Here is a 12538-nt window from a genome sequence, read left to right as displayed (position 1 = left end):
ATTGGTGCTGCTGAGGTTGAAGGTCGTTGTGGTTTGTGGTGTTCATTTCGCCGCCGCCTGTTCACGACGCCTGCGCCAGGCAGCCGCCCCCGCGGTGAGGATCAGGAGACCGGTTCCCGTGATGACGAACAGGTCCTGGGCCGTGCCGCCGGTGAGCGGCAGGACGATCGAGGGTGCGGGCACGTTGACGATGCGGTACACGGAGTGGGCGTTGTCGTCGTTGGGCACCTGGATCGCGCTCGGGTCGACGTCGGTCCACAGGCTGTCGTCGGTGTGATCGACCACACCATCGGACGGGATCTCACCCGTGTACTGCTGCACCTTGACCTGCCCGTAGGCGAGGTTGCCGGAGAGCGACTCCTCGGTGATCGAGTAGTCGTGCAGCGGGCGGACGTAGAAGGTGTTGTCGTCGGTGATCGTCTCGTCGCCGGTGACCGTGGTCGCGGACAGCCCGTCCACGCCGCTGGCCGGGGTAGCGGTGAGGTTCCAGTCGCTGGCCTCGCTGCTGCCGCCGTCGACGTACTTGAGTATCGTCATCTGTCCGGTCAGGTTGTAGGCGATGCACGCGACGTGGGTGCCCTGGGCGATCACGGCGCCTCCGTTGAGGCCGTCGTTCCACTCGTCAACACGGTTCAGGTCGTCGTCCACGTGGGTGCAGTCCCAAGATCCAGTGGATAGCGGACGCGTGGCCTGCTGGGTGTCCGGGTCACCACGGAACTGCTGGTAGTACTCGGCCGGCCCGTTCTGCTCGGCGAACTGATAAGTGCCGGGGTCGATCTCGTCGGTCACGCCCCACTGGTCGTTGGGCAGGGTGTCCGCGGGCGTCACGCCGTCGAACCCGCTGACCGCGGTTCCTTCGCTCGGGACCGTTGGCACCGTGTAGGCGGTGAAACTCCACTCGTCGGGTTCGGCGTCGCCGCCGATCACCTGCTTGATAAGGGTGAGTTTGGTGACACAGGTGACCACGTTGGTGACGACGTACTCGTTCTCGCCTGCCTGCAGGGTCGGCGAGTACGGCAGGCTCTCGGTCACGGTTTCGCCATTGGCCTCGGTGACCTGCTGTGAGTCGAGCGTGCAGCCCACCAGGATCGGGTCGATCGTGGTGGTCTCGTCGATCGACGGCTGGTCGCCCTCGGTGTAGCCGGTCCGGGTGGTCGCCCATGGTTGGGTCGTCGAAGTCGCGGTTCCTGGGCCACTGAGGGTGAGACCAGCCAGTAGTCCTTCGGGCTGGTCACCGTTGGCATAGTTCGTCCCGTTGACCACCCATTGTTTGTCAACGGCGACCGAGGCGCTCACCTCGTGCTCCCGGTTGTACACGGTGCAGGAGATGTTCGATCCTCCGTCGACCCCGGACAGGGTGAACCCGGCCTCACCGTTGTTCGTGACGGTTACGGGATCACCGGTGGTCAGGTTGGTGCAGACGGCGTTCTTGCCTCCCTGGGTCACCAACGTGTATCTCCCGGCCTGATCAGTGGTCGGTTGCTCGGTGATCGTCAGGTCGGTGGTCTCGGTTCCTGTGGGGAAGGTGAGGGGGAAGTTGACCGCGCCGGTTCCCGTGCTCGTGGTGCCGGAGGCCGGCAAGGTCACATCGGTGTTGGAAGAACTCGTGCCGAAGGTCCATCCACCCGCGGGTGTGGCGCCGGTGATGTCTTCGGGTGACTCGTCGGAGGTGGACGGCACGACCTGCTTGACCACGGTGACAGTGCCCGCGCAGCTCTCGGAGATCATTTGCTGCAGCACCTCGGCCGCCTGGCCGTAGTCATCGGTCTGGAAGTAGTCGCTACCTTCGGTCGGGCCAGAAATGGATGCCAGGTTGAGGCCGGACGCGGTGGAGTCGACACCTTCGCCGACGCCCAGGGCGATGACGCGGGTCCCGTCCTCCTTGATCGAGTTGGCGGAGAAGATGCCGTTCTCCAGCTCACGGAAGCGGGTGTAGCTGCCGTAGCCTTCGACCGGCGGCGCGGCGTAGAAGGTCGGGTTGCCGTCGGTGATCACGATGGCAACGTCGTAGTCGTTGCCGCTGGTGCTGGCCGCCCACAGCCCGCGGTCCCAGTTGGTGCCACCGCTGGCGGTGAAGGTCGCATCACCGGAGGAATTGCTGTACCACGACTTGACCGTGTTCGCCCCGGACCCAGTCGACACGCTCTGCTGATTGGTGTGGTTCGCGACGATGACCGGGCCGGTGTCGTTGTTGGAGCCGACCCAGGTGCGGGCCGGTGAGCTGGTGCTGAACGTGTAGAGCGACACGCTGGAGTCGGTCCCGGTCAGCGAATCCACCAGAGTGTTGGCCGCGCCGGCCAGATCATCCTCGTACCCGGCGATCGATCCGGACAGGTCGAGGACCAGGGCGACGTCGAGGCCACACTGCTGGATGACGGGATTGTCGCGGACGAACTGGAACACACCGCCCGAGGCGTTGCCGGTCTGGCCGGTGGAGATCATGAAGTCGGCACCCTGGCCACTGGAGGTGTAGGTGTTGTTGGCGCGCAACTGATTGCCTGATCCGACGCGGAAGCCGTACGTGCTGGTGGAGACATCGCTGCCGGTGCCGAGCTGACCTGCGACGTATTGGCTGTAGCCGCTGGGTGCCGCGTATGCCTTCACATAGAGAGCGCGGTCACGGTTGGTCCCGCCCTGGTTCGTGTTCGGGATGACGAAGTTGCAGTCGCCATCCGCGTCCGAGGTGCAGATGGCCCAGTCGCCTACGACGGGCGTCGACGAGTTCAAGCTGTCGTACAGCGCAAGCTGCGCGCCTGCCAGCGGTTCGATGGTGGTCGTGCCGGAGCGGTAGGAACCGACCTTGACGCTCACCACGGCGTGCGTGGCGTCGGCCGAGGCGGTCGGGATCGACATGGGCGCAATCCCGATGTCTGCCGCAGCAGTCTGATCGGTCGTCGACTTCTCGGTCGTCGGGTCATCGCTGGTCGACTTCTCGGTCGTCGAACTCTGGGTCTCGGTCGGCGTACCGGTGGTCTCCGGTGCGGCCTGTGTGTCGGTCGGCTCCGTCGTCGGCGACTCCTCCTGCGAGGAGGTGCTCGAGCTCGACGATGTCCCGGTGGTGTCCGAAGGCGTGGGGTCGGGAGTCGCGCTGGCCCCGCCAGCACCACCCACGGACAGAGCCATCGAAGCCACCAGGATTGAGATGCCCCATCGCAATGAAAGGCGACGTTGCGGCTCGCGGGCGCGTACGGGTGGTCGCTCGACCATTGCTTTCCCCCTATAGCAAGAGTCGAGTACCGAATTGGTGTTGCGTACACGGTAAACAACATGGTTGAGCACGCAACGTTCCGAACGATAGCGCATGATGCAACCGGAGCACAATGGCTTTTTTCGAGAAATGAGAATCGCCACTAATGTCCTGTTGACTAGGTATTTCTCAGTTTAAACCGGTGAATCCGGGCAAATAAATTTGCCTCACTTGGGTTGAGCCGAAAGCGAACGTAGCGGCCTGCTCTCAGCGGCTGCCTCAACTAAGAATGCCCGTAAATCGAGGTTTTGACTCAGGTTTATATGCCCGCGAGAGGGTCGACATGCCTCACTACGGTCGCCCGCTAAACCTATGAAAATGCCTCATCTGTAACGTACGCGAAATGCGCTGTAGTGAATCACGGAGATGTGTCCGTCAAACGTGGACTGTGCCTCACTAAACATGGTCCGCGAGTTCGTTCACGTGCTGTACCGTCGGGCAATCCAGGGCGCAACAGGCCTTATTGCGACCAAGAAAGCCCGGGTATTCCGGGCGCAACCCAAGCAAGTCGGGGCTATCCGCCCACCCGCCGCAACCGCGAAATCCAGCGATCCATTGGCCGGGCGCCAAGCGCACGCCCGAGGACCCGTTCCTGCCCGCGAAAACCCGTGCGGCGCGCTTCGTCGGTCACGCGCCGATTGCTCGGGGCAGACCTGTCAGCTGGCTCGGAGCTCACGCTCGCGGATACCCCCGACGCCGAGGCGTCTGTGGGGCCCGCCTTGTGAGGGGGCGAGTCTCGTAGTCGCCTTCGCGCGGGACGCTGCCTTGGCGCGCGTCGGCGCCAGGTAGCGATCGATCGTCGCGGGGCTCATGGCGAGGAGTTCCTCTCGCACTTCAGGGGAGTATCCTCCCTTGCCAAAGGCAAGTCTTCCCTTGCCCTCCAGCGATGCGAGCTGCGAGTCCATCGACGCGGCCAGAGCTTTACCGCATGATCCTCCGGTGGACGCCCAGACTCGCTGGAGCGATTTGAGCGCCTCGTTCGAGTATTTTCGGGAACGCCGCCGCTTTCTCGGAGTGGCCGGGCGCGGCAACATCGCCTCGCGCAACCTCCGTCGTGCGTTGTCCCTCGACCAGCCTGTGGCTTCGACGATCTCGTCGAGCAGCCTGGATTTATCCTTCTTCGTTGCCGTCTGATACGCCTTGGCGTACGCCTCCGCGATCTCGGCCCGAGCAGCAGTCGTCCCCCGAGCAGCCATCGGGCACTCTCCCCCCAAAAATTATCCGAGTGTCACAGCTACACGCATGCGTGCGAAATATTACACAACAGATACGCAATTAGCCATACCCCTAACGTACTTCCCCGATTCTTTGTTCCCGAGTGGTTCCTGAGCGCCCGATCAGCGCCCGAGCGGAGACGAGATATGCGGCCCGGATGCGAGAATGGGGGAGCGGTGCCAAAACACTGTGGCGGTGCTGACGGTCACGACAAGACCCGCACATTGGCTCGCAGCGTCGGCGAGGGTTCCGGGCTTGCGGGATCCGAGCGGTTCTGTCCGGGATGGGAGTGGGGGAGCCTTCCGGGTCCTGGTCAGGAGCCGAGGCACGACGCCGGTCTGGGCACCGTGAACTCGCGGAGGACCTCCACGACCGCCTCGGCCGCGGCCGACAGGGGCTGCTGGTCGGGTGTCGCCAGCGCGAAGGCGGCGACCAGGTGCGGATCCACGATCCTCCGCAACACGAACGGGTCGCCGGGGAAGAGCGCCTCGGCCGCGGGCTTGGGCAGGATGGTCACTCCGAGACCGAGGGCGACCGCATCGGCCAGGAGCCGGGTGCTCTCGATCTCGATGACGACCTCCAGTTCCCCGTCGGCCTGATGGACGGCCTGCTCGACCAGCTTGCGCAGGGTGTGCGTCCGGCTCGGGAGCAGGAACTGCAGGCCGCCGAGGGCCGCGACGGGCACATCGCCCTTCTCGTCCAGCGGGATCTCGAACCAATCGGGCGCCACGAGATAGAGCTCGTCCACGGAGACCCGTTCGAACCGCACTCCCCGCACGGGTCCGGGGTCGTAGATGAGCGCCGCGTCGATCTGCCCCATCCGGAGCGCCTGGCTGTGGATCACCGTGAGCGTCTCCACCAATCGCATGACGATCCGCGGATACCGCGACCTGATGGCCTGCAGCAGTGGGACGGTCATCGTGGAGGCCAGGCTGTAGGACGCCAGACCGATCGCTACAGTGCCCGACGGGCTGTCGTCGTCACTGCGGATCTCGCGCTGGACGGACTCCTCGAGCCTCAGGATCTCCTGCGCGTACCGGTAGAGTGAGCGTCCCGCGTTCGTCGGGGTGATTCCCTTGTGGCTGCGCACCAGCAACTGCTGGCCGAGTTCGGCCTCCAACGCCGAGACGTGCTGACTCAATGCGGGCTGGGCCAGGTACAGCATCTCGGCCGCGCGCGTGATCGTCCCGCAGTCGACGATCGTGACGAAATACCGCAATCGCCGAGTGTCCATGGCTCCACGCTATGCGCGAACCGAGGTGGTGGAGGACCGCCATCCATAAGCGGTGTGCGTGTCCCCATGCGAAAGGTGTATTGGACGGGCCCGGATCCGGATCGTAACTTGACTAGGGACATGGGTATCCGTCGGCCGCCGGCGGACGGGCGGGGTCACGGAAGAGGGAGACGAGTCGTGGGCGCAAGGATCGCGTTGATAGCCGATCTCGGGGAGAGCTTCGGCGCATATTCGATGGGCGACGACGAGGAGCTGCTGAAGATCGTCACCGGCGCGAACATCGCGTGCGGCTTCCATGCCGGAGACCCCCGGGTGATGGACCGTACCGTGCGGGCGTGCGTCGAGCGTGGCGTCGGGATCGGGGCGCACCCCAGCTTCCCCGACCTCATCGGCTTCGGACGCCGGGCGATGGACCTCGCAGCCGAAGAGGTTCGCACCGACATCCTCTACCAGATCGGTGCGCTGTCGGCGTTCGCCACCGCCCACGGCACGCGGGTCACCCACCTGACTCCGCACGGCAAGCTCGGCAATCTGGTGATCACGCGGCCCGACTACGCGCAGGCCATGGTCGAGGCGGCCCAGGCGTTCGATCCGTCGCTGGTGATCGTCACGCAGGACGGCGAGGTCGTCCGCGCCGCGCAGGAACGCGACGCACGGATCGCCATGGTCGGGGTCATCGACCGCAACTACGAGGACGACGGCACGCTCACTCCCCGGGGCACTCCTGAGGCCGTCCTGCACGATCCCGAGGTGATCCTCGCGCGCACACTCCGCATGGTCGTGGACGGGACCGTCGTGAGCAGGACCGGCGCGGTGTTGCCCGTCCGGACCGATGCCATCCTGTTACACGGCGATGGTGACGGGGCGCTCGAGCTGGCTCGGCGAGTGCGGACGGAACTGCTCGCAGCCGGTGTGGAACTGGCGCCCCTGGGCGAGCTGATCGCCGGGCGGGCTGCCTGAGCCCGATGCGAGTTCAACTCTTCGCCTGTGGGGACGCGGCGGTGCGTCTGGTCGTCGCCGACGCACGCGCGGAGGACGCCTGGGCCCTGGTGCACCGGGTCGCCGAGCGCATCAACGACGCTCCCCCGAACGGGATGTACGGCGCGGTTCCCACCTACGACTCCCTGCTGCTCGAATTCGACGCGATCGTCTGGTCCTTCGACTCGGTGGCGCCCCTGCTGAACCTCATGGCGCAGGAGGTGATGAACGGGGACGATCGCGGGCATCGCAGCCCGCGCCGCTTCACCCTGCCCGTCGTCTACGGCGGCAGGTTCGGGCCGGACCTCGGATTCGTCGCCGACTACCTGGGGCTGACGGAGACCGAGGTCATCGACCTGCACACCGGGTCGGAGTACGTCGTGCGTTGCCTGGGAGGCCCTGCCGCGTCCTGCATGATCGACGGACCCGGGTTCTCGCGTCCCATTCCCCGGCTCCCGGATCCCCGGCTGGAGGTGCCGCCCAACGCGGTCTCGGTCGCGGGGGTGCAGGGGGTGATCGGGCCGGTCCGTTCCCCGAGCGGTTGGCGGCTCATCGGCCAGTCGCCGGTGGAGATCATGGACAGGTCGGCGTCCGCGCTCGTGCCCTATCGTCCTGGCGACCTCATCCGGTTCGAGTCAATCGACGAGGCCCGGTGGGACTCCTACGCGGGAACCCACCTTCACGAACTGGCCGCGGTATGAGGGTGCACGACGCGGGATATGCCGTCGTCACCGACCTGGGCAGGTTCGCCGGCCCGGCCACCGGTCTGTCGGTCAACGGGGCTCTCGACCAGCACGCTGCCCGGACCGCGAATCACCTGGTCGGCAACCCGGCGGGCGCGCCACTCATCGAGTTGACCATCAGCACCCTGACGATCCAGCTGGACCGCGACGCGCTGATCGCGGTATCCGGTGCGCCGGCATCGGTCGAGGTGGACGGCGTGGCCGCCGGCATGCACACCCCCGTGGTGGTCGCGCGCGGCGGCACGGTGCGCATCACGGTGGGGGATCGCGGGCTGCGCAGCTACATCGCGATCCGGGGTTCCCTCGACGTCCCCCTGCTGTTGGGCAGCTGCGCTCCCGACACGATGATCGGCTTCGGGCTGCGGCTCACGCCAGGCACCGAGGTCCGCGAACTCGTCTCCACCCCGATGCCGGGAAACCCGTTCTTCGGCGTCCCGTTCTTCCCACCCGGTGACCGCCCGCGTCCGCTGGACGACGAGCCGTCCGTCCCCGTCACCGACGGGCCGGACGCCCACGAGTTCGGTGACAGTGCGCGCGAGCTGTTCGCGCAACCCTACGAGGTCAGTCCCCGCAGCAACCATGTGGGGCTGCGGTTGTCCGGCCCCACGCCACAGCGCATGTCGGCGGACGAGGTGCTGTCCCGCGGCGTCCCGGTGGGCGCCATCGAGGTGCCGTCACGCTCGGAACTGCTGGTTCTGCACCGCGGTCGCGGCGTGACCGCCGGCTACCCGGTGCTCGGGGTTGTCACCACGGTGGGGCTGGACGTGATGGCGCAGGTGCGTCCCGGGCAGCGGGTGCGGTTCCGCCGGATCACGTCGCGGGAGGCGTCCTTCCTGCGGCTGGAGCAGCACGTCGCCGAGGAGCGCTTCCGGCGCCGCTGCGCCGAGTTCCTGCGGCTCAACGGGGTGCCCGAACTCGATGCGCCCCCGCCACCCGCGTCCCCCACGCCCGGTCGCCCCGCCGAGGGCGTTGCCCGTTCACGTTCGTTGTCACCCACACGTCCGGCACCCATTCACGAAGGAGTCCTGTCATGATCCACGTCCGCACCAAGTTCACCCGTCCCGATCCCGGCATCGTCGCCCGGCTCGGGGAGTTCTCCTCGGCGACGATCCATGAGGCCCAGGGACGCAAGGGTGCGCTGTCGTACCGCATCAAGCCCATCGACCCGTCCATGAGCTTCTGCGGCCCGGCCGTGACCGTTCGCGCGCACCCCGGTGACAACATCATGGTGCAGGTCGCCATCGCCTATGCGCAGCCCGGGGACGTCGTCATCGCGGCCGCCGGCGAACTCGCGCAGGCCGGCTCCTTCGGCGACGTGATGGCCACCGCCTCGCAGTCCAAGGGGCTCGCCGCGTTCGTCACCGACTCCGGCATCCGCGACAGCGCCGACATCCGCGCTCTCGGTTTCCCCGTCTTCTCGGGTTCGATCTGCATCGAGGGCACCGTCAAGGAGACCCTCGGGCCGGTGAACTACCCGCTGGTGGTCGGTGGCCAGCTGGTCAACCCCGGCGACATCCTCAAGGGGGACGCGGACGGCATCGTCGTCGTCCGCCCCGACGAGGCCGAAGAGGTCATCCGCCTGTGCCAGGAGCGCGAGGACCACGAGTTGTACATTCGCGCCGAGCATCGCAAGCAGGAGCGCAGCATCCTCGAGATCCACGGCCTGACCGAGAAGCTCGCGGCCAAGGGCCTGCTCGTTGAGAGCTGACCGGCCGACCAGCACCATCACTTCAGCAGCCCGACAGGAGAGCATCCCGGTGACGAACACACAGGCACCACGCGCCCGGCAGGAGCGATTTGCCTCGGCGATGGAGGCACGGGAATACGACTTCTGCGTCGTATCGGCGCCGGCCGCCGTCGCCTACCTGACAGATGTCGACCCCCGCGGGTTCAGCGACCATGGCACGACCGTGCTCGTCGATCGGGACGCGAACACTGTCCTGGTCACGTCCGACGCCGACGGGGCCGCCGTGGCTGCTTCGGGGTATCAGGGCCGCGTCACCCACTGGTCACATGGGCCGTCGGCCCTCGCCGATCGTGAGGCCGTGATGCGCGGGCTGGCCGTCGGCCTCCCGTACGGCCAGGAGGCCCGGGGCGCGTTCGACTGGCGGTCGCGCGCGGTGTGGGAGCCGTTCGTGTCGCGGGCCCATCCCGGTTGGGTCATCGGCGAGGCCGAGCAGGTGCTCGCCGACGCGTCTCGCGTGAAGGACGAGGACGAACTGCGTCGCCTGCGGCAGGCCGCGAACCTCGCCGACATCGGCTACACCGCGGTCGTCGACCGGATGACTCCCGACCTGCGAGTGCACGAGATCGTCCGCAACGTCGACCGGTCGCTGCGTGCCGCCGGAGGCGGGGGATACTGGAGCCCCCTGGAGGAGCCGGCCGGGGTCACCGGTTGGAGCCACTACCCACACGGGTCGATCGTGACCCTGTTCGACCGCCTCCCGGAGACCGGGGTGCTGGACGTTGCGCAGCTGTTGCCGTTCGGCATTCACCCCCTCAGCGAGAACTACGCGGGTGCGATCGCCGCGACCATCGCGCTCAGCGAGCCCGGGCCAGCTCTGCGATCGCAGGCGAGTCAGCTGACCGACGCGATGCAGGCAGCGATCGCACGGATCGGGCCGGGCGTCACGACGGGGGAGGTGCACGCCGCGTTCGCCTCGGTCCTGGCCGATCATGGGACGACACCGGCGGAGGACGTGATCGGCTACGGTCTCGGGACCGGCCTGACGTACCCGCTCATCGCGGCGGGCACGTCCGACGTCCTCGAACCCGGGATGGTGTTCACGGTCCGTGCCTCCTCGGACGTCCCCGGCGTACCCGGGATCGTCTACCAGACCAGCCTCGTCGTGACGGGGACGGGGCATGAACTCCTGAACATCGTCCCCCTGCGTCTGATCCACCTGTACTAGCCCGGGGCGGGCACGCCTTTCGAGAGAGGGAGCCATGAGCTCACACACCATCACCACTCCCGCTGTCTGCCTGACCGCGGGCGCGACGATGCCGCTGATCGGGTTCGGCACGCATCCGCTGCGCGGCGAGGAGGCGACCAGGGCGATCCTGGAGGCGCTCGACGTCGGCTACCGCAGCGTGGACACCGCGACCCGGTACCGCAACCAGGACGCCGTGGGCCGCGCGTTGCAGGCCACCGACATCCCGCGTGACCAGATCTTCGTGACCACCAAGCTGCCGCCGGACGCCGTGGGTTACGAGCGCGAGACCCTTGAGAAGAGCCTCACCGATCTCGGCACCGACTACGTCGATCTCTGGCTGATGCACTGGCCGCCCGGTGGCAGTGCGGGTGTGTCGGCCTGGGAACAGATGGTCGGGGCACGCGAGGCGGGGCTCGTCCGGGCGATCGGGGTCAGCAACTACCGGGTCGCGCTCCTGGACGAACTGCACAGGGCGACCGGCGTCTATCCGGAAGTGGCGCAGCTGCAGTGGAGCCCGGTTCATTTCAGCCAGCGCTATCTGACGGCCTGCACCGGACGCGGCATCGTGGTCGGTGCGCACAGCCCCCTCCGCAGCGCCCGCCTGAGCGATCCGATCCTGGCACGCGTGGCCGCCGCACACCAGGCAAGCCCGACGCAGGTCATCGTTCGATGGGACGTGCAGCACGGCGTCGCCGTCGTCCCGAAGTCCAGTCACCGTGACCGCATGGTCGCCAACCTCGATGTCGGCTGGTTCCAACTCAGCGACGACGAGATGACCGCCATCGACGGTCTCACCGAGCTCGAGTAGCCGGCGTCCGGCCATCCCTATGACGGCATACGAATCACCGATGGCCGAAACGAGGCGGGGCCGCGCGGCACGCGAATAGCGTTGCAGTCGTCCTGCCAGCGAATCCAGCGAACACAGAAGGGCTTCCATTGTCCACTTCCCAGATCGCAGCCCGCGTCCAGCGCATCAAGGAATCCCCCAGCACCGCGGCTGCCGAGCGCGTCCGGCAGCTGCGGTCGCAGGGCAGGCACATCCTGTCGCTGACCGTCGGCGAGCCGGACTTCGACACTCCCGAGCACATCAAGCAGGCCGCCATCCGGGCCGCCGCGGACGGCGAGACGAAGTACACCTCCGTCAACGGCACCCCTGCGCTCCGCACAGCGATCCTCGACCGGGTGGAGCGGCACACCGGCGTCGCCTACGACGTGAATCAACTGACGGTCGGCGTCGGCGGCAAGCAGGTCATCTTCATGGCCCTCATGGCCACCCTCGACACCGGCGACGAGGTCGTCATCCCCGCCCCCTACTGGGTCTCCTACCCCGACATGGTCCTCGCCAACGACGGCACGCCGGTGATCGTGGACACCCGTGAGGACGACGGGTTCAAGCTCACCCCAGCCTCGCTGCGCGCGGCCCTGACCCCACGCACCCGCTGGATCATCCTGAACACCCCCAGCAATCCCACCGGTGCCGTCTACACCGCCGACGAGTTGCGCGCGCTGGCCGCGGTGCTGGACGACTTCCCGCGAGTCATGGTGCTGACCGACGAGATCTACGACGAGATCTACTACGGCGACGGGAAGGTGATCTCGCTCGTCGAGGCGGCGCCGGGCCTGCGCGAGCGCGTCTTCCTCGTCAACGGAGTGTCCAAGACCTACGCGATGACCGGATGGCGGATCGGGTACGGCCTGGGGCCGTCGTTCCTGGTCAAGGCGATCAACACGCTGATCTCGCAGATCACCTCGTGCCCGGCCTCCATCAGCCAGGCCGCCGCGGCCGCGGCGCTGAGCGGTGACCAGAGCTTCGTCCCGAAGACCGTCGCGGTCTACAAGGAGCGACGCGACCTCGTCGTGGCCGGTATCAACGCCGTACCGGGGCTCAGCGCTGTGAAGCCCGACGGGGCGTTCTACGCCTACGTCAACTGCTCGGGCCTGATCGGCAGGACCACCCCGAAGGGGGTGCGACTGGACGACGACGAGGCCGTCGCGCTGTTCCTCCTCGACGAGGCCGGTGTGGCCGTGGTGCACGGTGCCGCCTACGGGCTGTCGCCGTACTTCCGCATCTCGTTCGCGACCGACAAGGCGACCATCAGCCAGGCACTCGCGGCGATCGACGCCGCGGTGCGCACCCTCGTCTGACGCGTGGTCGGCAGCAGCGTCACCGATTCGATGGGCAATCCGC

Annotated in this window: 11 protein-coding genes; 8 read left to right on the top strand and 3 right to left on the bottom strand. The window is 67.2% G+C overall.

Annotated elements, in window-relative coordinates; translation table 11 throughout:
* Window positions 1-42: 42 nt before the first annotated feature.
* The gene (locus tag FB473_RS12140) at window positions 43-3123 is read right to left on the bottom strand and encodes a vWA domain-containing protein (protein ID WP_167168045.1); all 3081 of its coding nucleotides are present in this window, start codon (window positions 3121-3123) and stop codon (window positions 43-45) included.
* A 780-nt stretch (window positions 3124-3903) separates the two neighbouring features.
* Window positions 3904-4080 carry a hypothetical protein gene (locus tag FB473_RS17690; RefSeq protein WP_208390547.1) on the bottom strand — a complete coding sequence of 59 codons (177 nt, stop codon included), beginning with the start codon at window positions 4078-4080 and terminating at the stop codon, window positions 3904-3906.
* A gap of 106 nt (window positions 4081-4186) precedes the next feature.
* Here FB473_RS17690 and FB473_RS17685 point away from each other — a divergent pair, with 106 nt between their 5' ends.
* The gene (locus FB473_RS17685; RefSeq protein WP_208390546.1) at window positions 4187-4381 is read left to right on the top strand and encodes a hypothetical protein; all 195 of its coding nucleotides are present in this window, start codon (window positions 4187-4189) and stop codon (window positions 4379-4381) included.
* A gap of 394 nt (window positions 4382-4775) precedes the next feature.
* On the opposite strand, the gene FB473_RS12130 is transcribed toward FB473_RS17685, so the two are convergent.
* Entirely contained in the window at window positions 4776-5696 is a 921-nt protein-coding gene (locus FB473_RS12130) for a LysR substrate-binding domain-containing protein (protein WP_167168040.1), read from the bottom strand.
* Window positions 5697-5873: 177 nt separating this feature from the next.
* Here FB473_RS12130 and FB473_RS12125 point away from each other — a divergent pair, with 177 nt between their 5' ends.
* The 7 genes from FB473_RS12125 (at window position 5874) to FB473_RS12095 (ending at window position 12495) form a co-directional block, all read left to right on the top strand.
* Window positions 5874-6656, top strand: a complete 783-nt coding sequence (locus FB473_RS12125; RefSeq protein ID WP_341770114.1) for a LamB/YcsF family protein — start codon at window positions 5874-5876, stop codon at window positions 6654-6656.
* Window positions 6657-6661: 5 nt separating this feature from the next.
* A complete protein-coding gene (locus tag FB473_RS12120) occupies window positions 6662-7375 on the top strand; it encodes a 5-oxoprolinase subunit B family protein (RefSeq protein ID WP_167168034.1) in 714 nt (237 codons plus the stop codon).
* Window positions 7372-8451, top strand: coding sequence for a 5-oxoprolinase subunit C family protein (locus FB473_RS12115; RefSeq protein WP_167168031.1), 1080 nt, complete (start codon window positions 7372-7374; stop codon window positions 8449-8451). The genes FB473_RS12120 and FB473_RS12115 overlap by 4 nt, the downstream gene beginning before the upstream one ends.
* Complete coding sequence (locus FB473_RS12110; RefSeq protein WP_167168028.1) at window positions 8448-9125, top strand: 4-carboxy-4-hydroxy-2-oxoadipate aldolase/oxaloacetate decarboxylase; 678 nt, start codon at window positions 8448-8450, stop codon at window positions 9123-9125. The genes FB473_RS12115 and FB473_RS12110 overlap by 4 nt, the downstream gene beginning before the upstream one ends.
* 49 nt (window positions 9126-9174) lie before the next feature.
* On the top strand, window positions 9175-10329 hold the full coding sequence (locus FB473_RS12105) for a M24 family metallopeptidase (RefSeq protein WP_167168025.1): 1155 nt from the start codon (window positions 9175-9177) through the stop codon (window positions 10327-10329).
* Between the two features lie 34 nt (window positions 10330-10363).
* Window positions 10364-11158 (top strand): aldo/keto reductase, encoded by a 795-nt coding sequence (locus tag FB473_RS12100; RefSeq protein WP_167168022.1) that lies wholly within the window; start codon window positions 10364-10366, stop codon window positions 11156-11158.
* 128 nt (window positions 11159-11286) lie between these two features.
* Window positions 11287-12495, top strand: coding sequence for an aspartate transaminase (locus FB473_RS12095; RefSeq protein ID WP_167168019.1), 1209 nt, complete (start codon window positions 11287-11289; stop codon window positions 12493-12495).
* The last annotated feature ends 43 nt before the right edge of the window (window positions 12496-12538 follow it).

The organism is Brooklawnia cerclae, from assembly GCF_011758645.1.
Classification (GTDB): domain Bacteria; phylum Actinomycetota; class Actinomycetes; order Propionibacteriales; family Propionibacteriaceae; genus Brooklawnia; species Brooklawnia cerclae.
The sequence above is the reverse complement of the archived record's forward strand: the minus strand, read 5'-3'. Positions and strand labels throughout refer to the sequence as shown.

Coding starts and splice junctions, on each gene's coding strand:
- FB473_RS12100 (WP_167168022.1), top strand. CDS start 10,364: ATGAGCTCACACACCATCACCACTCCCGCTGTCTGCCTGACCGCGGGC.
- FB473_RS12115 (WP_167168031.1), top strand. CDS start 7,372: ATGAGGGTGCACGACGCGGGATATGCCGTCGTCACCGACCTGGGCAGG.
- FB473_RS12130 (WP_167168040.1), bottom strand. CDS start 5,696: ATGGACACTCGGCGATTGCGGTATTTCGTCACGATCGTCGACTGCGGG.
- FB473_RS12120 (WP_167168034.1), top strand. CDS start 6,662: ATGCGAGTTCAACTCTTCGCCTGTGGGGACGCGGCGGTGCGTCTGGTC.
- FB473_RS12140 (WP_167168045.1), bottom strand. CDS start 3,123: ATGGCTCTGTCCGTGGGTGGTGCTGGCGGGGCCAGCGCGACTCCCGAC.
- FB473_RS12110 (WP_167168028.1), top strand. CDS start 8,448: ATGATCCACGTCCGCACCAAGTTCACCCGTCCCGATCCCGGCATCGTC.